Raw genomic sequence first — 23917 nt, forward strand, 5'->3', positions numbered from 1 at the left:
CGGCAGCAGGAGTTCGGGATTCGCATTGCATTGGGCTCCGACAAGGGCACGCTGGTGGGGTTGGTGCTGCGGCAGGCGGCGTATCCGGTGCTGCTGGGCGCGGGCGCGGGGCTGGTGATTGCGCTGGCGGCTATGCGCTGGGTGCGGAGCATGTTGTACCAAACTCCGGTGATGGACCCGATGGCGATTGGTGGAAGCATTTTGCTGTTACTGGCTGCGGCGGCTGTTGCGGCGATTGTGCCGGCGCGGCGCGCGGCGAGTGTGGACCCGATGCGTGCGTTGCGAATGGAATAGGAGATTTGCTTTGGAATGGGTTCGTATTCTGTTGAGCCGTTTTGTGTCGCTATTTCGGCGCGAGAAGCTGGATGCTCGCCTGGATGAGGAGTTGAACGCGCATGTGGAGCTTGCGATTGCGGAGCATCTGCGGCGCGGGATGGCGGCGGATGAGGCGCGCACGGCAGCATTGCGTGAATTTGGTGGAGTGACGCAGACAAGGGAGAAGTATCGCGTGCAGCGGGGACTGCCCTGGGTGGAGGTTGGTATGCAGGATTTTCGCTATGCGCTGCGGCGGCTGCGGAAGTCGCCGGGATTTACGGTAACGGCGATTTTTACGCTGACGCTTGGGGCTGGTTCCGTCACTGCAGTCTTCAGCGTGGTGGATGCGGTTCTGCTGCGGCCTTATGCTTTTCGCGACTCGGGGCAGATTATCGTGTGGCGAGAAACAGTTCGCGAACTGGAAAACATAATGCCGCTGTTGCCGGACAATTACCGCCATTACCTGAACCTGAAAACACGCGCGCATACGATTCAGGATGCCGCGATTTTTCAGACCTCCGGCTTCAATGTTTCAACGGGGACGGACCATCCTCGTATGGCGGAAGGTCTTGCCATTTCGCCGAACTTTTTCTCTGTGCTGGGCCTTTCTTGCGGAGGAAGCGCAAACCGGCCGCGATAAGGAGGTCATACTCACCTGGAGCGCGTGGCAGCGGCTCTTTCATGGCGACACGAATGCCCTGGGCGGCAAGCTGCGCATAGACGGTGAGCCGCGCACCGTGGTTGGCGTGTTGCCGCGCTCTTTCCGTTTTCCCGTAATGTCGATCCTGCCTGGTGAAGCAACCCATGGTTCGACAGATCGTTATGAAATCTTTAAGCCGCTCGTGCCCACGCCTTCCGAGCTGACCACCAATACCGGCGAGTACAACTTCCTGGTGCTGGCCCGGCTGCAACCTGGCGTAACTGCGAAACAGGCGCAGACGGAGTTGGACGGCATTGAGAAGTCCGCTGCGGCGGCGGAGAAGGTTACCGCTCATCTTGGCGTGGTGGTGATGCCGCTGGCGCAAGAGGTTACGGGGCAGGCGAGCAAGCCGCTTTGGCTGTTGTTTGGCGCGGTCTTCAGCGTTCTGCTGATGGCGTGCGTGAATCTGGCCAATCTGCAGCTTGCCCGAAGCGCTGCGCGAGACAGTGAAACCGCTTTGCGCGCATCGCTGGGCGCAGGCCGAATGCGGCTGATACAAGGCATTCTTGTTGAGAACGTGATTGTGGGGCTTGCCGGAGGAATAGGCGCAACAGCTTTTGCGTATGCCGCCGTTCGCGTGGTCACGCGTGTAGCCGCGGTTCTGCCGCGCATGAACGAAGTCCATCTGAGCGTTCCGATGCTGGCTTTTGCCATAGGCGTTTCGCTGATTACCTCTCTGGGCTTTGGCATTCTGCCTGCTTTGCGGGTGCTACGCGTTACGCCGCAGAGCGTACTTCCTACTTCCATCGGCTTCTGCACGAGTAGCAGGCGGAAGACGCGTGGCGCGGTCGCGTGGAGTTCTGGTCGCTCTCCAGGTGGCGGCCAGCGTGGCCTTGCTGATCGTGACTGCGCTTATCACACGCAGCTTTACGCGTGTGCTTGCGCAGGATCGCAACTTCAGCTCCACCCAGGTGACGTTGGCAAAAGCAGACCTGGGTGAACTTCGTTATGGCGGAGGCAAGTTTCCGGACACGAATCCCGGTGCGGACCCGGCCAGTTTGCAGCGGGATGCGATGATGGACCGCACGCTGGACAAACTACGCGCGCTGCCGGGTGTTGATGAGGCATCTGTCACCAGCGTTCTTCCGCTCACGGGAGATATGAACATCGATGGAATCGTGCGGCCTGACCATCCTGTGCCGGATGAATTGATACCGACGGCAAATCGCCGCCTTATTGGTCCCGGTTACTTTGCCGTGATGGGCATTCCGATTCTGGCCGGGCGCGAGTTCGACCAGCGCGAGCAGAGAAATCCGCGCGCTGTGATTCTTTCGCAGAAGGCCGCTGAAGCTGCTTTTCCCGGAGAGAATCCGATTGGACGCACCGTTCTTCACTGGGGGCGCACTTACACCGTGGTCGGCATCGCGGCGGATGCGCGCATCAATGACCTGAAGCGCGACGTCGCGGTCTATTATCTGCCTTACTGGGATTTTCCACCGTTCACGGCCGTTTTCATGGTGCGCTCCACAGAGCCGGTGCAGACGCTTGCGCCGGAGATTCGACGAATCATCTGGAGCATTGATCCTGACGTAACGATTCCCACGCTGGTCTCGCTGGATGCGCAGGTTTCCGAGTCGATCGAGACCGAACGGTTCCAGACAATTCTGCTTTCGGGATTTGGGATTGCAGCTCTGCTGCTGGCGGCGCTTGGCATTTATGGCGTGCTGGCTTACTCCGTGGCGCTGCGCACTTCGGAGTTCGGCATTCGCATTGCGCTTGGAGCGGGACGCGCAGGCTTGGCTCGGCTGGTGATGGCCGATGCTCTGATTCCCGTAGTGGGCGGCATTTTCTTCGGGCTTCTGCTCTCGGCGGGCGCAACGCATTGGATTCGCAGCTTGCTGTATGAAACCAGCGCGGTGGATCCCTGGGCGATTGGGTTGAGTCTTGCGGCACTGCTGGTTGTCGCACTGGCCGCGTCGCTTTTGCCGTTGCGGCGTGCACTTGAGGTTGACCCAATGCAGGCTCTGCGGGCGGAATAGGAGAGAGTTCATGGAGTGGTTGCGCGTTTTGGCGAGTCGCGTAGTGTCGGTATTTCGGCGCAAGGAGCTGGATGCACGGCTGGATGAGGAGTTGGGTGCACATGTGGACCTTGCGATTGCGGAGAACCTGCGGCGGGGGATGACGGAAGGCGAGGCACGCACGGCTGCTCTGCGTGAATTTGGTGGCGTGACGCAGGTGCGGGAGAGGTATCGTATGCAGCGTGGGTTGCCGTGGGTAGAACAGATTGTGCGCGATGTGCGTTTTGCTTTGCGGCAGTTGCGGAAGTCGCCGGGATTTACGCTGACGGCGATTCTTACGCTGACGCTTGGGCTGGGCGCAAATACGGCTGTCTTTTCACTGATCAACGCGCTGCTATTGCGGCCGCTGCCTGTGCCGCATGCGGATGAGCTGGTGGTGCTGCGCGCGGACAGCGATGACGATGGAAAATATGGTCCGAACTATAACTCCGGTGCGCCGCTGGCGCGTGCGCTGGAGAAGCGGCACGACGTGTTTGATTCCGTCGCTGCGGATACGGGGATGTGGCGGTTCCAGGTGCGCGGTGCATCCGGGAGTGCGAATGTTCCGGGATCCATAGTCAGTGGGCAATACTTCAGCGTGATGGAGACGCAGCCGTTAATGGGCCGGTATCTGACCCCGCAGGATGATCAGCCGGGAGGCGGACCGGGTGGATATGCGGTGGTGATCAGCGAGAATTTTTGGCGCACGTGGTTCAGCGGCGCGCCGGACGTGCTTGGGCGCAAGCTGGTGATTGCAAATGCGCCGTTTACCGTGGTGGGCGTAATGCCCAAGAGTTTTATTGGCGCTGCTCCTACAGCGCGACCGCAGATTTATGCGCCGATGTGGGCTGAGCCGGTCATTGACGCGCCATCGGACTTCATTGCCGGCGGAATGCACTCGTGGTGGCTCACTGTGATCGCGCGGCGCAAGCCTAGTGTTTCGCTGGAGCAGACAAATGTCGCACTGAGCGCTGTTTCCGGCAGGATTGTAGATGAGGTGGCTGCAGATAAGACTGCCGGCGATTGGACGACGGATGCGCGCAAGCACCATCTGCATTTTGTTGCCGAGCCTGGTGCGAAGGGTTATACGTATCTGCGCGAGATGTTTGTGAAGCCGCTGGTAGCGGTATTCTGCCTTTGCGGAGCAATGTTGCTGCTCGCCTGCCTGAACCTTGCCAGCCTTCTAATGGCGCGCGCCGCTGCGCGTGAGCGCGAACTGGCAACGCGGCTTGCAATGGGGGCAACGCGCGGGCGGCTTGTGCAGCAGCTGATGGTGGAGAGCCTGCTGATTGCGCTGCTGGGAACTGCGGCGGGCGTGAGCGCCGCTCCATTTGTGAGCGGGCTGCTGGCAAGGATGATTCTTCCCAGTTATCCCGGCATGCCGCTTGTGCTGGACACGACGCTTGATGTGCGTGTGTTGTTTTTTGTTGCGTTGATCGCGATTGTGACGACTGCGCTGATTGGGCTGATTCCTGCGCTGCGCGCCACGTCGAAGAACCTGAATGAACAGATCAAATCCGGCTCGAACGCAACGACGGCGCGGGAGAGCACGCGACTGCTGCCGCGTGTGCTAATGGGGCTGGAGGTTGCGCTTGCGCTGATGCTGGTGATTGGCGCGGGACTGCTGGCTACCAGCCTGACGCGGCTTTATACAACTGGGCTGGGCTTTGAGCCGAAGGGTATCGTCAACGTGAACTTTGAAATGGATAAACAATCGCTCGACGGCGATACGCTTGTGCGCTGGTACCAGCAATTCGGCGATGTGCTGAAGCGGCAGCCGGGAGTCGCGAGCGTGAGCTTTGCCTCGATACCACCCATGAGCGGCGAAACGTGGGACAGCGATCTTCACACTCCATCGAGTAGCGGGGACCGAGACGTCTACATGAACGCAGTCTCGCCCGATTACTTTTTGACCATGCACATTCCCATTCTGGCCGGGCGCGATTTTCAGTGGAATGAGACGAAGGCTTCCGGACTGAAGATCGTCCTGAGCCAATCGGCGGCGAAGATTTTCTTTCCAAATGGCAGCGCGGTGGGACAGACAGTGACGGGATGGAAGGGTAGTACCTATGCAGGCGCTACCTATGAAGTGATCGCGGTTGTCGGCGACACGCGCTATCGCTCGATCCAGGAAGATCCGCCCGCGGAGGGCTACGTTGCAATTACGCAAAGCGAGGAGCACAAGCCGTCTTATACGACCGTGATTCGTTCGGCGGGCCCGACTGCGCCGCTGGCAGCGGCTGTGCATGCGCTAGTTGCGCGGATGGCACCGGATATTCCCGCGCCGGTGATGACGACGATGGACAGCACGATTGATGCCTCGATTGGCGCGGAGCGGATGATGGCGACGCTGGCGGTTTTCTTCGCTGTGAGCGCGCTGCTGGTGACGGGGATTGGCCTCTACGGAACGCTGGCGTATGCGACGGCGCGGCGGACGAGCGAGATTGGGATTCGCATTGCGCTGGGCGCGCAGCGGCTGCGTGTAGTAACGATGATCTTCCGCGAAAATGCATGGGTGGCTGTGTGCGGATCGGCGCTGGGGCTGGCGATTGCGCTGTTTGCTTCGCGTGTGCTGGCTTCATTTCTCTACAACACTTCGGTGCGCGATCCGTGGGTGCTTGTGGGCTCCGTTGCTGCGCTTTCGTTGATAGCCAGTGCGGCTTCGCTGACTCCTGCGATTCGCGCGGCGAGCGTGGACCCGATGAAGGCGCTGCGGGCGGAGTAAGCGGCGTTATTCTGGAGGCAATGCGAATCCCCGCGCTGGTTTTCCTGAGTGCTGTTTTAGCTTTTACGCCAAACTTCGCCGCGGCCCAGCCTGCAAAGGTTACGCTGACGCCTGCGATTGTCTATGCGGGTGCGCCGGAGTTGATTCGCGTGCATGTGCCGGGCGCGCGCAGCATCGATGGTGAATGGCTGGGGCGAAAGATTGCGTTCTTTGCGAAAGATGGCGATTGGTTTGCTCTCGCCGGTGTGGATGTGGAAGCGCCGATTGGGCCTTCGACGCTGCACGTTATCGTGAGAACCGCAAACGGCAGCGAGGACCTGAGCCGGAGCGTGCCAATTCTGCAAGCGCACTACCGCACGGGGACGCTGACGGTTGCGCCGAAGTTTGTGGAGCCTCCCGCGGAGGCGCAGGCGCGGATCAAGGCGGAGAGCGAGTTCAAGGAGAAGGTGTTTTCTACCAGCGCTGAGAGGCCGCTATGGCAGGGCGACTTCCATGCGCCGGTGACGGCAGAGGCGACGGATAGCTTTGGCACGCGGAGGATGTTTAATGGGAAGCTGGCGAGCGTACACAAGGGCGCGGATTTTCGCGCAGGCGTCGGGACGCCGGTGCATGCGGGCAACAGCGGCGTGGTGGTGATTGCGCGGCCGCTCTACTTTGAAGGCAACTGCGTGGTGATTGACCACGGGCTGGGGCTGTACACGCTGTACATGCACTTCAGCCGCATTGACGTGAAAGAAGGGCAGCGCGTGAAGAGCGGCGACCCGCTGGGGCTGAGCGGCGCGACGGGGCGCGTGACCGGCCCGCATCTGCACTGGGCGGTGCGCTGGCAGAACGCGTATCTGGACCCGATCAAGCTGCTGAAGATGGATCTGAGCGAGATTCCGTAGATTCCGAGATGGGCGAAGTCAGCGAGCAAGTGCTGGGGATGGTGCGCGGGCCAAAGCCGCCGATATCCAATGCCACTTGAATGATCTGATGGAGTATGGGCAGGCGAAGGATCATGCCGCACCAGGCCCAGAAGAGATGGATGTGCTCAAGAGCACGGGCGAAGGCGAGAAGGCCTTCTTCTGGCTGCGTGCCGTCGGCGGGATCGTAACGCAGGCGGCGAATGGAACCCTGCGGAAGGGTTTCGGCGTCGATGAACTCCAGGCCGAGAGGATGTTGAGCCTCTATCCACTGGCGCAGGACACTGCATTGACCGCATGTGGCGGAGATGTAGAGCCTTGCCGTTGGCGTTGCGTGATACGGACGCCAGCGCAGGCGCCAATTGGAAACGGCGTCGCGATACGTGCGCCAGGCGAGTCCGTAGCGGGCTGCAAGATCGCGTTGTTCGTCCCAGTGGGCGATGCCTGCGGAGTAAATGGTGGTGACAACGGCGGCAGCGGCGAGCCAGGGATTGCGGAGTGTGAGCGCCCACAGAAATAGCGCGACTGCGCAGGAGAGCTGCATGGGATTGGCGCAGTAACGATAGATGCCGCTGGTGACAAGGCGTTGGGGCGGATCGTAGGGAATAGGTGTGCCTGAGCCGCGCTGTGCGAACTCCTGCACGGCGCTTACGCCGGGGAGTGAGGCGATGGCGATGATTTGGAGCGCGGCGATGAGGAGCGGGTGTGAGAGAGCGAGAAGCGGCTGCCAGATGGAAGTTGCGCCATGGATAGGGCGAAGAGCGAAGACGATTTCCGGGAACAGGAAGAGAAAGAGCAGGCCGGAGAGCGCGACCTGTAAGGTGGCGCGGAGCTTGAGGTGCGTGTTATCGAGGGTCCAGCGGGCGAGGCAGTAAGCGGGAGTGAGGACGAGGGCGAGGGAGACGGCTTCTCCGATGAGCCAAAGCGGCCAGGCCAGCTTCAGTTGCAGAAGCAGCGGCCCGAGAAACAACATCACCCAGAGATCGAGCAGGGTAAAGACCAGAAGGACTTCGGGAATGTCGAGTGCCGGGAAGGCGAGAATCGGCAGCGCTCCCCAGAGAATGACCCAACCGAACCAGGGTTCGAGCGGCATTCCCGCGAGCGCAGGGCCGGTGCTCTGGAAGGTCCACCAATTTGCGGTTAGATTGATGCGCTGAAGAACAACGAGCGAGGCCAGCGCCCACAGTACGCCGAGGAGCACGGCGGGAAAGATACGTTTGGTGCGTTTGTGCATGCGCTGTTGAACAAGGGCAGCGAAGACCGCCGCGGCGAGCGGGAAGTAGAGCACACTCATACCAATGACAGAGGGTCCCAGAAGCTGAGGCTGCATACGTTACCTCTCGGTTGCCGGGTTGGGCGTGGCGTTGGCGGTGATGAGGTAGCCAGCGGCCTGATAGACAGCGAGCTGCTCCCAAGGAGCGAAGTACCAATACGGATCAAGCTGGCGGTCAAAGCCGATGCGCCAGGTGACGGCGGTGTGTGTGGCGTCGATGGCGTGCCATGAAACATCGGAACTGCGCCAGCGAAGCCACTGCGTGAGCTTGCTTGAATCGCTGATGGTTTCGAAACGGACGTGGCCTGAACTGGTTTGCAGATCGGACTGAATGACGCGCATGGTGAGATCGCCGGGAGGGTCGCCCTCTGCGCCTGTGAAGTGGATGACGCGGAGATTTCCGACATTCAGGCCGGAACCACTCGCTTGAATCGGGCGCGGGAAGCCGATGCGGAGGAAGCGTGGGAGTGTGGTGGAGATTGCGGGGCTTTGTGCAAGTGCTGCTTCTACCTGCGTGGCGGGGGCGTTTACGATGCGCGTGGCTGTGGCGAACTGTGTGCGATTGAAGCTGAGTTGCGGAGAGACGCCTTCCAGCGTGAAGGGAAGAAGCAGGACGATACAACTGAGGGCCACGCTGCGATTTTTGCGCTTGCGACTGAGGTCGATGAGGCCGCCGATGAGCAGGCCTACGCCGAAGAAAAGCGGTGAGGCGAAGAGGATGCAGAGGTAGCCTTCGCCGACGAGGGGCGCGACGATCAGCAGCGCGAGGGCCATGCCGCGGAGGATGCCGCCTGTGGCGGATTTGGGCCAGGGTGCAAGCGCTAGCAGCAAAGCCAGCACGAGCGGAATGCCGATGAAAAGAAGCGACGTGTGCATCAGGCCTTGCACTCGGATGGCGCGGTAGATGAAACCGCCGATGATGAGCGCGGTGACCAGAAAGGCGATGCCGACGGCTCGAGTGCTGCCTTTGCGGCTGAGCGGGGGAGTGGACTCGACGGGGCCGAAGGACTCGATACGCGATTCGGAATCGGGCGCAGAAGCCTCGTCGGGATTGGGATGGAGATCGTCAGTCATGGAGTTTCTCCTTTCGGCGGAGCAACTAAGAAAGTTCTGGAAGCAGGTCGGCTTCGCGGAGCAGATCAAGGACTTTGGCGCGGATGGGTTTCAGAACAGGGAGTTTGGCGAGTGAGAGCATTTTAACGGTGAAGTCGATGGCGCCGTCGGCGAGGCGGCGGGTGCGCTGCTGATTGGGCGTTTCATCGTAGAAGAAAAGGACGAGCAAACCCATCTGGAGTGCCCACAGGGCAAGAGGTAGAAGCTCTTCGAGATCGCGCGGGAGGCGCTCGACGGAGAGAGCATCGCGGAAGATGAGCATGGCTCGGCGGCGCATCTCGCGGTTTGCAGGGCCGAGGCAGGAGAGCGGATGCGCTGGTTCGCCGGTGTAGCGGAAGATGATGCCGAGAAGCTTGCGGTCGTTCTGCGCGAGGTCGAACTTGGAGTGCAGCGCGGTGTGGAGGCGCTTTTTCAGCTTTTGGGAGTGGCTGAATGCGTCTGCGCAAAGTTGCTCCTGTGCAGACTGAACAGCTTCATAGTAGGCCTGGATGATGGCTTCCTTACTTGCGAAATAGTAATAAGCAGCGCTTTTAGCGACCTGGGCGCGATCGGCGATCTGTTGCATGGTGGCGGCATCGAAGCCGTTTTCGCGGAAGAGGTCTAGCGCAGCCTGATAGATGGCTTCGCGGGTCTGTTCGCCCTTAGTGGTGGATGGCTCGTTTTTGACCATGGTCAAATTGTGAACCATTCGAAGCGATGAGTCAAGAAAAATTTGAACGTGGTCAAATCAACAATCGAGGACATCGTTTTCGACGCATTTCCGGCCTGGCGAACTTTTTTCTCTCCTATGCGTACTTTCTGCATCCCTGAGCGCGGTTCCGTGCGGATAAGAGAGTAGAAGCGGACAGATGGCCAATGCGTGGCAGCCGGATTTTGAACAACTCGTGGAAGAGCACCAGTCGATGGTTTTCTCGCTGGCGCTTCGCATGACCGGCGACCGCGGGCTGGCGGAAGAGATTGCGCAGGATGCATTTCTGGCTCTGGACAAGAATTTGCGGAGCATTGAGAGCCCGGAGCATGCGCTTTTCTGGCTGCGGCGGGTGACGATGAGTAGAGCTACAGATGCATTACGGCGGCGGCGCGTGCGCGGGATGGATCTGTGGGTGGAGATTGAGGAACGGCATGGGCTGCCGGCGGAAAGTGCTGGAGCCGGTTCGGGATTGGGTTCGAGGTTGGGAGCGAGACTGGAAGCGTTGCTGACGACGCTTCCAGAGGCGCAGAGGGCGGCGATTCTGCTGAGGTACCAGGAGGAATTGACGCCGGAGGAGATTGCGGCGGCGCTGGATGCGCCTCTGGCCACGGTGAAGAGCCACTTGCAGCGGGGATTGAAGCTGCTGCGAGCCAAGGCTGAGAGCCATTTGAAGGAGTTTGTCCGCGGTATATAAAGACCGGGGAGCAACGACATGGACGACTTTGAGAAGGAACTGAGTGAGTCGCTTACGCGCAGGCCTGCCCCGCCAGGACTGAAGGGGCGGATTATGGCCGAGCGGGCGCGGCGCGCATCGGCGGAGCAGAATGGCCGACATGTGATGTGGATGCGGCTGGCGGCGAGTGTGACGATTGCCGCGGTTCTGGCTGGCGGAGCGGGCTGGCAGTGGCAGCGAGTGGAAGAACGGCGCAGAGGCGAAGAGGCAAGGCAGCAGGTGATGACGGCGCTGGGGATTACGGCGAAGGCGCTGGATAAGGTGCAGAAGCGGTTGCAGGCAAACGACGGGAAAGAGGACTAAGAATGAAGATGCGAGTTGCGGCGGTGTTGGTCTTGGCCTGGGCGGCGATGACGGGTATGGCTCGGGCGCAGGAGAAGTTTCCGGAGGCGTCGGTTATCGAGAAGGACCTGGCCGCGCGTGCGTCTGACGTGACGGAGGTGACGCTGAGCAAGCAGATGCTGAGCTTTGCCGCGCAATTCATGGATAAGGACGACAAAGACGACGCGCAGACGCGGAAGCTGATTGAGGGGCTGGAAGGCATCTATGTGCGCGACTACACCTTTGAAAAAGAGGGCGAAGTGACGCCGGAAATTGTGGAGAAGCTGCGCGCGCACTATGCGACCGGCGAGTGGACGCCGATGGTGCATGAGCGCGAGACGAAGACGCACGAGACCTCTGACGTAATGATGAAGATGGTGAATGGCGAGCCTCGTGGAATTTTTGTTTTGACTGCGGAGCCGAAGGAGCTGACGATTGTGCTGATCCTTGGGCCGATCCGCATGGAAGACCTGGGCAAGCTGCATGGGATTCATGGTCTGGGGTCGCTGGATGTGGTGAGCAAGGGCGTGAAGGCGAGCCAAGGCAAGTAGGAATCACTCAGTTAAAACCGGACGGATGAAAAGGGAGCGGTTATGAGAATGTATCTGTGGATTCCGGCGTGCGCGATGGCGCTGACGGTACCTGTAGCGGTGTTAGCCAGTGGAGGCGGCAGAGGATTTAACGGCGTGGTGGATGCGATTGAGTCGCAGTATCACGTGCGGGCGACGCGGATTCCGTTCATGGGCCTGATCAGCTTTATGGCACGCAAGGCGAGTCATGGCGCGGCGGCGAATCTGCATGTGGCCGAGTTTGAGAACTTCAGCGCAAATGTGGACGGCCAGGAGCTGGACCGCATGGTGGAGCAGAAGCTGGGAGATGGCTGGGAGCGCGTGGTGCGGGAGACTTCCAAGGCCGGACACGAGCAGTCGCTGATTTTTATGCGGCCGGAAGGCGCGCGGATGGGGTTGTTTGTTGTGGATAAAGACGGCAACGAGATGGATGTTGTGGAGGTGTCGGTCGATCCGCAGCATGTGGACGACGATATCAAGCACTACACGCATCACCATGAAAGCGATAATGCCGGCCAGGATGATTCGGACCACGATAAGGATAAGAACTAGCAGATAGCGCGGATCGAGCGAGTGTCTGGTGGCGCTTTCCATGTTGAACGGGTTGCTAAAATCGGGCCAGCATGGCTGGTTCAAGCGCAATAGAAATATCGGAGTATCGAGGACGGCTTGCGCCTTCGCCGACGGGGTATTTGCATCTGGGGCATGCGCGGACGTTTTATACGGCGTACATGCGCGCGCGGCAGGCCGGCGGAACGCTGGTAATGCGGATGGAAGACCTGGACACGGCGCGCAGCAGATCCTCGTATGCCGAGGCCGCGTACGAGGACCTGCGCTGGCTGGGGATTCGCTGGCAGGAGGGTCCGGGTGCGGGCCTGGGCCGTTCGGATCGAGACAAGGCCGACAAGAAAAACAAAGACGGAGGCCCGCATGGTCCGTATCTGCAGAGCAAGCGCGGCGCGGTGTATCTGGCTGCGTGGCACAAGCTGATGCGGGGAGGATTTTTATATCCGTGCAAATGTTCGCGTAAGGACCTGGAGCATGCCGCGGGTGCGCCGCATGAGGGCGCGGAGCAGGATGATGAGCCGGTCTACCCAGGAACATGCCGGGTACAACCTGCGGCTGAGAAGATAAAGAACCCTGAAAGCATGAACTGGCGATTTCGCGTGCCGGATGGCGAGGCGATTGAGTTTGAGGACGCAAATCTGGGGCCGCAGCGGTTTGTTGCTGGAGTGGACTTTGGCGATTTTCTGGTGTGGCGGCGCGACGGGTTCCCGAGCTACCAACTGGCGTGCGTTGCGGACGACGCGGCGATGCGGATTACCGAGGTTGTGCGCGGAGCGGATCTGCTGAAATCGACGGCGAGGCAGATCCTGCTGTACCGCGCGCTGGGGCTGAGGCCGCCGAAGTGGTATCACTGCCGGCTTGTGGTGGACCATAACGGCCAGCGGCTGGCCAAGCGGCATGACGCGCTGAGTATTCGCGCGTTGCGGCAGCGTGGATTGACGCCGCTGAAGGTGCTGGCGGCGGATGTGCCGATGGAGAGATAAATCAGGCGCGTTTGCCACGGATGTGATCGAGCTTCTCAAACAGCTCAGCGATGCGAACCACAATGGCGGCACCAGGTACGGCGAGTTCTCCGTTGGGGATGCGCTCCAGCCCGTTTTCCGTGCCGCGATAAGCTACCCGAGCGTTGGGATCGATTACCCAAACATACTGCACGCCGAATGCAAGGTATTCCTCAGCTTTTTTTCCTGCGCGGCGCAGTGTGTCTTCCGGTGAAAGGAGCTCTATGGCAAGAAGCGGAGGCTGAGTCAGGATGCTTGGCGTAGGATCACCCACACGAAGCACGCAAACATCCGGCACAAGAAATCTGCGCGCGTTGATCTGGACGCGCTGTTCGACGATGCCGAAGACGCCCCACACATCCATATTGTTGGTGAACAGTGCTGCAAGCAAGGTCTGCAGATATGCGTGCTCGAACTCTCCCAAGTTGCGCTCCACAACGATGCCATTGTCATACTCGCAGTCGGGCTCATAGACAGTGGAGAGATACTCCTCCACCGGGACAAACCGCTCATGCACGGGCTGGGTCGCCATGGGAATAGTATCGTCCTGACCTGGCGTTTGGCGCAATGCGGAATAGCGGCGGATAAAAAAGCCGGCCCCTTTTCGGAGCCGGCTTTTGAGTGCTGTCAACTTACTTGTGTTTGATGAATTTGCCGGTCTGGATCTCGCGCATAGCGGTCTGCAGCTCGGCCTGCGTGTTCATCACGATGGGACCGTACCAGGCGACCGGCTCCTCAAGCGGCTTGCCTGAGATGAGCAGGAAGCGGATGCCCTCAGGGCCAGCCTGGACAACGATCTCGTCGCCGCGATCAAAGAGCACGAGCGAGTGGTTCTTCGCATCGTAGACCGGAGTGGCGTTGGGATCGCGGCCATCTTCGGTGAGCACGGCGCGAGGGTCGCTGGCGTCGCGGAAGGTTCCCGAACCGGCGAAGACGTAGGCGAAGGCGTTGCGCTCGACTTCCACCTTGATGCGCTTCAGCTTGCCGGGTGGAACAGAGATGTCGATGTAGCGCGCGTCTGTGCCAAATTGCCCGGCCCCGGATTTTCCAGCAGAGACGCCTTCGACGGGACCGGTTTTGCCCCAGAAGTTGCCGCAGATGATGCGAGCGTGTGTGCCGTCATCCTCGGTGACTTCAGGGATGGCGCTTGCAGGAATGTCCTGGTAGCGCGGATCGGTCATCTTGAGGCTTGCGGGCAGGTTAGCCCAGAGCTGGAAGCCGTGCATGCGGCCCTGCTCGTCGCCTTTGGGCATCTCCTGGTGCAGAATGCCGGAGCCCGCGGTCATCCACTGCACGTCGCCTGAGATCATGCGGCCCTTGTTGCCAAGGCTATCGCCGTGGGCCACCTCACCGGCCAGGACGTACGTAATGGTCTCAATGCCGCGATGCGGGTGCCAGGGGAAACCGGCAATATAGTCGCGCGGGTTCTCGTTGCGGAAGTCGTCGAAGAGCAGGAACGGATCGAATTCCTTGGTTTTACCGAAGCCGAAGGCGCGCTCAAGCTTGACGCCAGCGCCTTCCATGGTGGTTTGTGTTTGAAGAATCTCTCTTACGGGCCGCAGGGACATGGTGGCGGACCTCCTTTTGCGCTTGTATTGAATAGATGCACGAGGAAGATATTCGTTGCAACGACTAATTTATTCCCGCTGGCTCTGGATGCAAGTCCTGATCGCGCAGGCCGATAAGGTAGAGCAGACCGTCGAGGCCGAGCGTAGCGATGGAGTGGTCGGCCTGGGCGCGCACGATTGGTTTTGCGCGGTAGGCGATGCTCATGCCGGCAAGCTGCATCATGGGCAGGTCGTTTGCGCCATCGCCCACGGCTACGGCCTCTTCGAGGGGAATCTTTTCGCGCTCGGCTATCTGCTGAAGCAGGGCGGCTTTGCGCGTGCCGTTCATGATGGGCGGGATGACGCGGCCAGTGACTTTGCCGTCGACAATTTCAAGCTCGTTGGCGTGGAATTCGTCGATACCGAGGCGGGCTTGCAGCGATTCTGCGAAGAACGTGAAGCCGCCGGAGAGGATGGCGGTGTAGTAACCGCGCGATTTAAGCGTGCGGAAGAGCCGCTCCGCGCCGGGCGAGAGTGGAATGCGCTCGCGCAGGGCAAGGGCCTGCTCGGCGGGCAGGCCTTTGAGCAGGCCTACGCGGCGGGTGAAGCTTTCGTCGAAGTTGAGCTCGCCGCGCATGGCGGATTCGGTGATTTTGGCGACCTCTTCGCCGACGCCGGCAAGCCTGGCGAGTTCGTCAATGACTTCGCCCTGAATCAGGGTGGAATCCATGTCGAAGACGAAGAGGCGGTGGCTGTTTTCGCGACCGGCCAGATGCGGTGTGTCGCTCTGAAGAGCAATGTCGAGGGAGAGATCGGTGGCTGCGGCAAGGAGTTCCGCGCGCAGTTCTTTTTCTCGTTTTGGTTGACCTGTGAGAGACCACGACAAAACTGCATTGAATGGCTCGCTGGTGGGCGCGAGGCTTGCGGTCAGCTGATCGGCGCGTGCGATCTGCAGACCGTGTGCGGCAATCATGGTGCGGATGCTTTCCTGATGCGCATCGGTGATGACGGGACCGAGGATCGTGAGTAGAAATGGATATGGCGCGTGGGTCACGTTGGGCTGGGTTGCGTCCGTCATGGTGATTCCACTATACGGGGAGTGCAGGACGAGAGGTCCGTGAGCGGGTTGGTCTGTTACTGCCGGTTGGCGCTCCACTTCCGCTGTTGAAGCTCTTCAATTGTGGCGGCAGTTGGGACTCTTCTTTCAATGCGCCTCTTCTCGCGCCGCCGCCCGGTGCGGAAACACCAGCACGCAGATCACAATCAGCGCCAGCAGCACGCCTGAAAGCTCAAAGCGGCTGATGGCAAAGCCGCCCTTGGCCACCGGCTTGTCGAAGAGATCGCCCGAAACCGCGCCCAGAGGCCGCGTCAAAATAAACGCCGCCCAGAAAAGCCCCGTCCGCGAAATCTTTGTGGCGAAATAGAGCACCGCCACCAGCACCAGCGCTCCGCCAAAAACGTACACCGAGCCCAGATAGCCCAGCCCCATCGAGTCCGAAGCCCAGTCGCCCAGCGCCGTGCCCAGCGTCTGCGAAAACATGATCGTGAGCCAGTAAAAGAACTCCGCGCGCGGCCCGCTCACCGATCCCACGGAGACCGTCCCCGCCACCTTGTACCAGATGCCCAGCGAAGCAAGCAGCAGCGCCATCAGCAGTATCGAGCCCCACAGGTAGCCAAGCCCCTCATCGCGATCCGCAAGGTCCGCAAGCGTGGTGCCCACCGTAGTAGTGGCAATAATCGTCGCCCAGTAAAGCAGCGGATAGAATTTTTTGGCCAGAATCTGCGCCGTCACCAGAACAAGAAAAAGCACGGCAAAGATCGCCGTGCCCCACGCGTAGCCCACTCCGCCGAACTTCAGCGCGGCATCGCCCATCGTGGCTGCATCGCCGCCGGCTTCACCCAGCGTGGTGCAGAGAATTTTGATGATCCAGAAAGTAAAGGTGACAGCGGCCACCTTGCTGAACTCGGTAGCCGCACCTGTATTGGGCGTCTCTGCAGACATCCGTCCCTCCTATATATGCTTACGCCGCGGTACAAGAATAGACGGAATGGTATGAAGAAATACTTAGATCAGCTCGTAACCCGCAAACCAGTAGCCAATCTCAAAGGCCGCCGTATCCTCGGCATCCGAGCCGTGGATCGCGTTCTCTTCAATCGAGCTGGCAAACTTCTTGCGGATCGTGCCCTCTTCCGCGTTCGCCGGGTTCGTCGCGCCCATCAGCTTGCGAAGATCCGCAATCGCGTTCTCCTTCTCAAGCACCAGCAGCACAATCGGCCCCGACGACATGAAGGTCGTCAGCCCGTCAAAGAACGGGCGCGCGCTATGCACGTGATAAAAGCCCTTGGCCTGGTCCTTTGAAATGGACTGCTTCTTGATGGCCGCAATCTTGAATCCGGCCTTTTCAATCTCGGCCAGAATTCCGCCGGTGTAGCCCTTGCGGACCGCGTCCGGCTTGATGATGCTGAAGGTGCGCTGTGACACTGCTGTAAACTCCTCGTTCGTAAGAATCCGTTTCCATTGTACTTGCCCCACCCCAGATCGTTTTGTCCCTCTTCCCTGGTCCCTTCCTGTATTGGTCCCTCGACCCCTCGGTCCCTGCTTTTTCGTCCTTCGTCCCTCGTCATACGTCCCTTAACCTGATAACAGATGGCCTCCGAATCCCAGCTTCCCCCAAGCCGGACCCCGAAACGTGAACTGACACGCGGTCTCGAAGCCTTCGCATCCCGCGACTTCCGCCTGTATCAGTTGGCGCGCGTTGCGGGCATCCTCGGCGCGGAGGCGCAATCGGTCGCCGTCGCGTGGCATGTCTATGCCATGACGCACCGCGCTCTCGATCTTGGCTACACCGGCCTCGCGCTCTTCTTTCCGGCGCTCCTGTTTCTCTTACCCGCGGGCCATGTCGCAGACCGCTTTGACCGCCGTCGCGTCATCCTCATCTGCTATTGCCTGCAACTGCTCTGCACCGTCGCTCTCCTTGTCATAACGCTCGGTGGCGTCCGCTCCGTATGGCCCATCTACGCGGTGCTCTTCACCATCGGCAGCGGGCGCGCCTTTTCCGGCCCGGCCAGCTCCGCGCTGATCCCGCATCTCGTCCCGGAAGGGCAGCTCGTAAACGCCATCACCTGGGGCGGCGCCATCTTCCAATTCGCCAACACCGCCGGACCCGCTATCGGCGGACTGCTCTTCACGCTTCCTCTCGCACATTTGCTGCCGCGCCATCCCGGTCTCTCGCATGACCTCGCCGGCGCGGGCATCGTCTATCTCTTCACGCTCCTGGCCCAGATCTGGTTCATCGCTATCATCGCCAATCTCCACGTGCGCCCCGGCCGCATGGAGCATCGCGCCGCTTCTCTCAAGGTCATCTTCGCCGGCTTCCAGTACGTCCGCGGCATGCCCCTGCTGCTCGGCGCGTTTTCTCTCGATCTCTTCGTCGTCCTGCTCGGCGGAGCCGTTGCGCTCATGCCCATCTTCGCGGAAGAAGTCCTGCACACCGGCCCGCGCGGCCTCGGCATGCTTCGCGCCGCGCCCGCTGTCGGAGCCATGATCACCTCGCTCCTCCTTGCGCGATTCCCGCTCAAGCGCCACGCCGGCCACCGGCTCTTCATCGCCGTCGCCGTCTTTGGCATCGTCACCGTCATCTTCGGTCTCTCGCACTCGCTCTGGCTTTCGCTCGTGGCGTTAGCCATAAGCGGCGCGGCAGACATGATCTCCGTCATCGTTCGCGGATCGCTTCTCCAGCTCGCCACGCCACCCGAGATGCGCGGCCGCGTCTCCGCCGTCAATTCGCTCTTCCTCGGCGCATCCAACGAGTTCGGAGAATTTGAGAGCGGCGTTACCGCCCAGTGGTGGGGAGCCGTCCGCGCCACCGTCATCGGCGGCATCGGTTCACTCTGCGTAGCCGGCCTGTGGTCCGTTTTCTTTCCCAGCCTCCGGCAGGTCGATGAGCTCAGCTCCGAAAAACTCCGCGCCCAGGCTCCTGCCGGAACCAGAACGCCTAATCGCTGAACTCTAGGCCGTCGTGCGGACAAATGCAGTCATGGGACATGGACAGGCTTGATCTTTAAGAGGTAGGCCGGGGATTTATCCCCGGCAATAAAACGCACAAAAGCGGCAGGGACTTTACGCAGGGTCTGACAAATCGGCTTCGACTTGTTTCGTAACAGGGCACAACTTTAGTCGTGCCGAAAATGACTCAAAAACGGCGGGGCTTTAGCCTCGGAGGCATGCTGTTCTCCGCTTCCCCAACCAACCACTTTTCAGTAACCTATCATCTGAATTCTGTAATCGCGCGGAGCGTCTATGAAAAACTTGAAGGCCATCCTCATCCCCATCGTCATCACCTTACTCATTGGCGGCATCTATCTCGCCGTCGTCTTCCACAATCGCGCCAAAGATGCCACAGCCACCAACAAGGCTCCCGAAGAACACCTCACCGCCGATGAGATCGCCATCGACCGCCAGGAATTCCCCGCGCATTTTGACGATGTCGCCGAGCTCGCCGGCAAATCCGTCTGGATGCGCGATGGCTATTCCATGCCCTACTACGCCTTTGCAGGCGGCCGCGTGAACTACGCCAAACAGATCGGCCTGCTCTTACCCGCTCAGCGCCTCGATGTGAAAAAGGCCATCAAAGCCGCCGCGCCGGCCAGCGTCTCCAACAAGGTCCCGCACGGCGATCACCAGGCCCTGCTCGTCTTCACCCTCCCCGGCGATACAAACGAGTACGCCGTCGCAGTCGGAGCCATGCAAGGCCAGCAGGAGCAGTACTTCGACGACCTGCTCTTCTTCTACGACGACCCGCACACCATCTACTCCCACTGGCCCAAGGACATTTGGGATGCTATTGCTGCTCACCAGCCCAAACAAGGCATGAACGAGCTGCAGATGAGCCTCGCCCTGGGCATGAACATCACCGTAGACAGCCAGGACAAGGGCAACCGCACCGTCACCTATGACGTGAACGGAAAGAAGACCGCCGTCACCTTCTCGAAAGACAAGGCCACAACGATTCAGGCGCAATAAACTCCCTTGCCTCCCGAAATGAGGAACCCGCTTTCCCTGTTGAACCGGCCCGTACATTACGAAAGTCCATTGCCCTTTCGTAACCAATCCCTCTTTAGATAATTTGCACAAAATAACCCTCGAATGTGCTTCACTTAGAATCAGCGGAAAAGAATGGCCCGACTCTTCCATGGATTCGGGCCATTCTTTTTGCATTTAGACCTCTCCGGAGCCCCATTTTTGTCAAGCCTTGAACCTGTGGATTGTCCGCGGCAAAACGGCCCGTTCCCGGACTCGAATCTCAGCTTGTACACAAAGCAAAGCAGTTAAGCGAACAAAAGGAGGAAAGTTTTTTATTTTCAGGGGGGTCTGATTTTTTAGTAACCTGCGTATTTAATTAAGTAGTAAACACCAGTGCTCCGCCGCCCAAAATCTCCAACCCACAAAAGATATATCTCAAAACATATTGACATTTGAATTTGAAAGATATATCTTTAGCTATATCGAAAGGAGATCTCGATGAAAGAGGATTTGTTTCAAGCATTTAAAGCACATCATTGGCATTTTGCAGGACATGGACATTGCAGGGAGGGACGCGAAGAGCGTCACGGGCGCAGGCCCGGTGCCGGCTTCGGCCCAGGTTTTGGAGGCGACGACTTCGGCGGACGCGGACCCGGTGGACCCGGCTTTGACGGCCCTCGTTTCGGCCGTCGCGGCTTTGGCCGCGGAGGTCGCGAACGCCTGTTCGACGCGGGCGACATCAAACTGGTCATCCTCAAGCTGCTCTCGGAAGAGCCCAGCTACGGCTACCAGCTCATGAAGACCATGGAAGAGCGCCTCGCAGGCGGCTACTCGCCCAGCGCCGGAGTGATTTACCCCACACTCACCATGCTCGAGGAAGAGGGCCTGATATCAGCCTCGACCTCGGAAGGCAACAAGAAGGTCTACTCCGTCACCTCACAGGGTCTCGAGTTCCTCGAAGCCCACAAGCAGCGGATCGGCGAGCTCTTCATGCGACTCGAAGAAGCAGGCGAGGAGTTCAAACGCGGCCGCTCACCAGAAATGATGAAAGCCTTCATGAACCTGCGCGGAGCCATCTGGGCGCGCCTCGCCCGCGGCAACGCCACACCGGAGCAGATTCAAAAGCTTTCCGAAATCGTCCACAAAGCAGCAAAAGAGATCGACGAGCTCTAACCCCCGTCGCAGAAATCCCGGCAACACGCGGGAACGGAGTAGCGGGGCTGGTAGGCCGGGGATGGTAGGCCGGGGCTTTAGCCCCGGCAACAACCATTGCAAACGAAAAGGGGCTTTAGCCCCTGAGGCATGCTTTTGCGCTCTACAGGCCAGGCAATGAATTCATTTTGTCTTGAAAATTTGTGTGGACATACGCGTAATCGGCAATCCCTCTACGTTCCGGATTGGCCGCAATATAAGCCAATTGATTATCGAAATCTTCACTGTCACGAACGCGGTGCTCATGAAAGCCCGTCTGCCAGACTTCTCCGCGAAACTGCTCCCGCACTCGATGAGAAAAACCACCCTTGATACATTGCATGCAACGCTCCACAGTCTGCTGGGTTGATGGCGTAAGCAGCACGTGAATGTGCTCAGGCATAATCGCGAACCCATGCAGTAGATAGCGCCCTTCATCGCGGTAATGAAAGAGCGTATTGAGGAGCAGATCTGCGTTCGCTGTTCTCACGAATAGAGCGCGACGTTGGTATGTCACAGTTGTGACGGCATAAGTTGGCATGAACAATTGCGCGGGACTTGCAAACAGCATACCTCAGGGCCTGAAGGCCCGGATCGCGTGACTGCGCCAGTTGCCAGGGATAAATCCCTGGCCTACCTTCATCCCTACCGCTTCAACAAATCAATCGGCTCGCGAAAATCCGTCACCCTTACATACTTCGCCAGCGCCGGATGCTGCCGCTCAAGCGCCACGTACATCTCCCACGCCACCTTGCGATAGCTGAAGTGTCCCGCCGGACCCGACCGCAGCTCGGAAATATACTGCGCCTCTGCAAAGTCCATCTTGAACAAGCACCGCACCCGCGTAGCCAGCGGCAGCAGATACTTGGCCGACTCCGCAGCCTCCGGAGCCTTGCCCGCCGCAATCCGTCCGCTAGCAGTAAACGCGCCCTCCACCGCAGCCCTGTACTCACCCACAATGCCGGCCTCAGCCAGCCCCGCCGCATCACCCGTCTCCGGAACATCGTATCCATGCCGCGCGGTAAAATCCTGCATGATCTGCGTCACGCGCCGGTGCCGATGCATATCGCGGAAGCCGCCAATATCCATCAGTATGTCGAACCGCAGCGCCGCACCAGAATGAAACGCCCGCAGCACCTCATCATGCCGCCCGCGATGCTTCAGCCCCAGCTCAATGATCTCCAAAACCCGTGCTTCCGGCAGGCCAACAACAACATCGCGCACCTGCCGGTACGGATAGTGGCTCGCCGCGTAAAGCAGCGTAGCCGCAAGCTCCACCTCCAGCGTCTCCGTCCGCTCCACCAGATCGACAACCGGCGAATCTGCGATTGCCAACGCACCTAAAATCTCAGACGCGGCGAGAGCCAGCTCCTTCTTCGTCTCAATCTGGTAAGCATTCGCCTCGGCATACTTCACCAGCGTCGGCGCCACGCGCACTTCGCGCTCACTGGCACTTGCATCAGGGTTCGGATTCCATGCCGCACCCGCAGCCGCATCCTTCAGCTTCTGCCCCAGCTCCCGCACCTCAGCCAAAGGACTTGAAAGCAGCCGCGAGACCTGCGTCTCCAGCGTCCGCGCATTCACAATCTGCCCCAGAGATGTATTCGTCGCCAGCGGCAGCAGATACCGCGCGACATCAAACGCCCTTGCCTTCAGCGTTCGTTCATACGCATCCTGCTTCATCTCATCAGGCCGCGCCACGCGCTCGCGCAAAGCATCCTGCACCGCAGCGGTAGTCCGCTCATAAGCCCCAAACAGCCCTTCAACCGTCTCCGTATAAAGCTGCCGCGAAGTCGAATCCTCACCAAAATCAGGCAAATACCAGCCTGACTTCATGAAATTTTGATAACGCGTCGACCGCTCCTGCCCATCCCACCGTTGCTCATCCACCAGCACAATCGCTGCCAGTAAACTCAGCCGCTCAATCGCAAACGCAATATGCGCCAGGTCCGCAATCGACCTGTGTCCATACTGAAAATAAAAAGTATTCAGAAACTGCTCAGCCCGCTGCGAGCTGATCTCCTTCAGCGACTCTTTCATCGAGAGCGCCGAGCGCGAATACTTCGCCATCGCATACGCCAGCACTTCCGGGTCGGCCCCGTGCACGGCATACACGTCGGTCTGGTTCCGGGCCTGGCTCACCGCACCCGCGGATAACAAAGATTCACTGGACATACACGTAGGCTCAGGACCAGAATACTTCACAGGAATCAACATGGGATTTGCAGAACAAATACCTCCCGTTGGTTCCGTGGAGCACCGGGCCATGCGTCAATTTCAGATACGCACCTCGAACAAGCCCCGTCCCCTGCCATCGGGCCGCTGGGCCATGACACAGCGGCTTAACGATCTCCTGTTCGCTCACTGGCCTCTGCCGCCCGCCGCACTCGCCCCGCTCATTCCAGACGGCATGCAGATCGACACCTTCCAGGGCAGCGCCTGGCTCGGCGTCGTCCCCTTCTGGATGGACCGCATCCGCCTGCGCGGCCTGCCCTCCATCCCCGGCGCGCGCCATTTTCCTGAAATCAATCTCCGCACCTACGTCCGCGACCCGCAGAACGGCATGCCCGGCGTCTATTTCCTCTCCATTGACGCCAATAACCTTCTCGGCGCAGCCGCCGCGCGCGTACTTTACAACCTTCCCTGCCATTGGGCAGAGATGCGCCACCAGCAGCGCTCCGAGCGCGAGTTCGCCTTTTACTGCCGCCGCCGATTCACCGGCAAGCCTGTCGTCTTCAAGGCCCGCTACCGCGGTCTCGGGCCCTCCCACAAGCTCGCGGACACGCGCCCCGGATCTCTTGAATTTTTCCTCACCGAGCGCTACTGCCTCTTCACCCGCGACCGCGAAGGCCAGCCGGCCCGCGCCAGCATCCACCACGTGCCCTGGCCGCTTGAAGACGCCGAGGCCGAGATCGAACATAACGACCTGCCGGCATCCCTCGGAATAAACCTGCCCTCAGGCCCGCCCGTCCTGCACTACTCTCGACGCATGGCTCTCTACATCTGGCAGCTGGAGCGCCTGCAACCCACCCGCGGAGCACATCGCATGCCAGCCGCCGCAGTCCCATCTACTTAGCCAGCATTCTTCTGCCGCTTCCACAACGGCACAGCGCCACAGTCCGCGTAGATAATGTCGTCACGAGATTGGAGTTTATGCGAAGATGATTGGAGACGATGCCATCCGCCGCGTATCACCGTCATGATCTGAGCGACCACGCCTGGAAATTGCTTGCCTCTCATCTTCCC

25 protein-coding genes are annotated in these 23917 nt (G+C 59.9%); 15 read left to right on the forward strand and 10 right to left on the reverse strand.

The genetic code is table 11. The features are described 5' to 3' along the window. The 6 genes from ABSG47_RS13460 to ABSG47_RS13485 all read left to right on the forward strand — a co-directional run. A partial coding sequence (locus tag ABSG47_RS13460; protein WP_424170213.1) for an FtsX-like permease family protein occupies window positions 1-294 on the forward strand: 294 nt, incomplete at its 5' end. 10 nt (window positions 295-304) lie between these two features. After that, window positions 305-955 carry a permease prefix domain 1-containing protein gene (locus tag ABSG47_RS13465; RefSeq protein WP_424170214.1) on the forward strand — a complete coding sequence of 217 codons (651 nt, stop codon included), beginning with the start codon at window positions 305-307 and terminating at the stop codon, window positions 953-955. Then, window positions 885-1955: an ABC transporter permease gene (locus ABSG47_RS13470; protein WP_424170215.1), complete on the forward strand. Its 1071-nt coding sequence runs from the start codon at window positions 885-887 to the stop codon at window positions 1953-1955. The genes ABSG47_RS13465 and ABSG47_RS13470 overlap by 71 nt, the downstream gene beginning before the upstream one ends. Next, entirely contained in the window at window positions 1843-2994 is a 1152-nt protein-coding gene (locus tag ABSG47_RS13475) for an FtsX-like permease family protein (RefSeq protein WP_424170216.1), read from the forward strand. The genes ABSG47_RS13470 and ABSG47_RS13475 overlap by 113 nt, the downstream gene beginning before the upstream one ends. Window positions 2995-3004: 10 nt before the next feature. Then, the gene (locus ABSG47_RS13480) at window positions 3005-5737 is read left to right on the forward strand and encodes an ABC transporter permease (RefSeq protein WP_424170217.1); all 2733 of its coding nucleotides are present in this window, start codon (window positions 3005-3007) and stop codon (window positions 5735-5737) included. 20 nt (window positions 5738-5757) lie between these two features. Next, entirely contained in the window at window positions 5758-6624 is an 867-nt protein-coding gene (locus ABSG47_RS13485; protein WP_424170218.1) for a M23 family metallopeptidase, read from the forward strand. On the opposite strand, the gene ABSG47_RS13490 is transcribed toward ABSG47_RS13485, so the two are convergent. Genes ABSG47_RS13490 through ABSG47_RS13500 form a run of 3 tightly spaced genes read right to left on the reverse strand, consistent with a single transcriptional unit; the run spans window position 6587 to window position 9698 of the window. Continuing rightward, the gene (locus tag ABSG47_RS13490) at window positions 6587-7972 is read right to left on the reverse strand and encodes a methyltransferase family protein (protein ID WP_424170219.1); all 1386 of its coding nucleotides are present in this window, start codon (window positions 7970-7972) and stop codon (window positions 6587-6589) included. The genes ABSG47_RS13485 and ABSG47_RS13490 overlap by 38 nt on opposite strands. A 3-nt stretch (window positions 7973-7975) precedes the next feature. Continuing rightward, window positions 7976-8989 (reverse strand): hypothetical protein, encoded by a 1014-nt coding sequence (locus ABSG47_RS13495; protein ID WP_424170220.1) that lies wholly within the window; start codon window positions 8987-8989, stop codon window positions 7976-7978. Between the two features lie 25 nt (window positions 8990-9014). Next, window positions 9015-9698: a TetR/AcrR family transcriptional regulator gene (locus ABSG47_RS13500; protein ID WP_424170237.1), complete on the reverse strand. Its 684-nt coding sequence runs from the start codon at window positions 9696-9698 to the stop codon at window positions 9015-9017. Between the two features lie 178 nt (window positions 9699-9876). Here ABSG47_RS13500 and ABSG47_RS13505 point away from each other — a divergent pair, with 178 nt between their 5' ends. From ABSG47_RS13505 to gluQRS, 5 genes are all read left to right on the forward strand, one after another. Beyond that, window positions 9877-10413, forward strand: a complete 537-nt coding sequence (locus ABSG47_RS13505; RefSeq protein WP_424170221.1) for an RNA polymerase sigma factor — start codon at window positions 9877-9879, stop codon at window positions 10411-10413. Between the two features lie 18 nt (window positions 10414-10431). After that, window positions 10432-10755: a hypothetical protein gene (locus ABSG47_RS13510; protein ID WP_424170222.1), complete on the forward strand. Its 324-nt coding sequence runs from the start codon at window positions 10432-10434 to the stop codon at window positions 10753-10755. Between the two features lie 2 nt (window positions 10756-10757). Next, complete coding sequence (locus ABSG47_RS13515) at window positions 10758-11324, forward strand: DUF4252 domain-containing protein (protein WP_424170223.1); 567 nt, start codon at window positions 10758-10760, stop codon at window positions 11322-11324. Between the two features lie 42 nt (window positions 11325-11366). Next, window positions 11367-11894 (forward strand): hypothetical protein, encoded by a 528-nt coding sequence (locus ABSG47_RS13520; protein ID WP_424170224.1) that lies wholly within the window; start codon window positions 11367-11369, stop codon window positions 11892-11894. Window positions 11895-11965: 71 nt separating this feature from the next. Beyond that, a complete protein-coding gene (gene gluQRS, locus ABSG47_RS13525) occupies window positions 11966-12892 on the forward strand; it encodes a tRNA glutamyl-Q(34) synthetase GluQRS (protein ID WP_424170225.1) in 927 nt (308 codons plus the stop codon). 1 nt (window position 12893) lies between these two features. On the opposite strand, the gene ABSG47_RS13530 is transcribed toward gluQRS, so the two are convergent. The 5 genes from ABSG47_RS13530 to ndk all read right to left on the reverse strand — a co-directional run bounded on the left by ABSG47_RS13530 (window position 12894) and on the right by ndk (window position 16939). Beyond that, window positions 12894-13442 carry a Uma2 family endonuclease gene (locus tag ABSG47_RS13530; RefSeq protein ID WP_424170226.1) on the reverse strand — a complete coding sequence of 183 codons (549 nt, stop codon included), beginning with the start codon at window positions 13440-13442 and terminating at the stop codon, window positions 12894-12896. Between the two features lie 100 nt (window positions 13443-13542). Further along, complete coding sequence (locus ABSG47_RS13535) at window positions 13543-14478, reverse strand: pirin family protein (RefSeq protein ID WP_424170227.1); 936 nt, start codon at window positions 14476-14478, stop codon at window positions 13543-13545. A gap of 64 nt (window positions 14479-14542) precedes the next feature. After that, complete coding sequence (gene serB / locus ABSG47_RS13540) at window positions 14543-15535, reverse strand: phosphoserine phosphatase SerB (RefSeq protein WP_424170228.1); 993 nt, start codon at window positions 15533-15535, stop codon at window positions 14543-14545. 126 nt (window positions 15536-15661) lie between these two features. After that, window positions 15662-16459 (reverse strand): COG4705 family protein, encoded by a 798-nt coding sequence (locus ABSG47_RS13545; protein WP_424170229.1) that lies wholly within the window; start codon window positions 16457-16459, stop codon window positions 15662-15664. Between the two features lie 63 nt (window positions 16460-16522). After that, window positions 16523-16939, reverse strand: a complete 417-nt coding sequence (gene ndk / locus ABSG47_RS13550; RefSeq protein ID WP_424170230.1) for a nucleoside-diphosphate kinase — start codon at window positions 16937-16939, stop codon at window positions 16523-16525. 165 nt (window positions 16940-17104) lie between these two features. Here ndk and ABSG47_RS13555 point away from each other — a divergent pair, with 165 nt between their 5' ends. The 3 genes from ABSG47_RS13555 (at window position 17105) to ABSG47_RS13565 (ending at window position 20653) form a co-directional block, all read left to right on the forward strand. Next, window positions 17105-18463 (forward strand): MFS transporter, encoded by a 1359-nt coding sequence (locus tag ABSG47_RS13555; protein ID WP_424170231.1) that lies wholly within the window; start codon window positions 17105-17107, stop codon window positions 18461-18463. Between the two features lie 294 nt (window positions 18464-18757). Next, window positions 18758-19480, forward strand: a complete 723-nt coding sequence (locus ABSG47_RS13560) for a hypothetical protein (protein ID WP_424170232.1) — start codon at window positions 18758-18760, stop codon at window positions 19478-19480. Window positions 19481-19978: 498 nt separating this feature from the next. Next, window positions 19979-20653 (forward strand): PadR family transcriptional regulator, encoded by a 675-nt coding sequence (locus ABSG47_RS13565; protein ID WP_424170233.1) that lies wholly within the window; start codon window positions 19979-19981, stop codon window positions 20651-20653. 142 nt (window positions 20654-20795) lie between these two features. On the opposite strand, the gene ABSG47_RS13570 is transcribed toward ABSG47_RS13565, so the two are convergent. Both ABSG47_RS13570 and ABSG47_RS13575 read right to left on the reverse strand, forming a co-directional pair. After that, the gene (locus tag ABSG47_RS13570) at window positions 20796-21212 is read right to left on the reverse strand and encodes an REP-associated tyrosine transposase (RefSeq protein ID WP_424170234.1); all 417 of its coding nucleotides are present in this window, start codon (window positions 21210-21212) and stop codon (window positions 20796-20798) included. A 104-nt stretch (window positions 21213-21316) separates the two neighbouring features. Continuing rightward, entirely contained in the window at window positions 21317-22846 is a 1530-nt protein-coding gene (locus ABSG47_RS13575) for an FAD-dependent thymidylate synthase (protein ID WP_424170235.1), read from the reverse strand. Window positions 22847-22937: 91 nt separating this feature from the next. Here ABSG47_RS13575 and ABSG47_RS13580 point away from each other — a divergent pair, with 91 nt between their 5' ends. After that, on the forward strand, window positions 22938-23747 hold the full coding sequence (locus ABSG47_RS13580; RefSeq protein WP_424170236.1) for a YqjF family protein: 810 nt from the start codon (window positions 22938-22940) through the stop codon (window positions 23745-23747). The last annotated feature ends 170 nt before the right edge of the window (window positions 23748-23917 follow it).

This window comes from Occallatibacter sp. (genome assembly GCF_049510455.1).
Taxonomy (GTDB): Bacteria; Acidobacteriota; Terriglobia; order Terriglobales; family Acidobacteriaceae; genus Telmatobacter.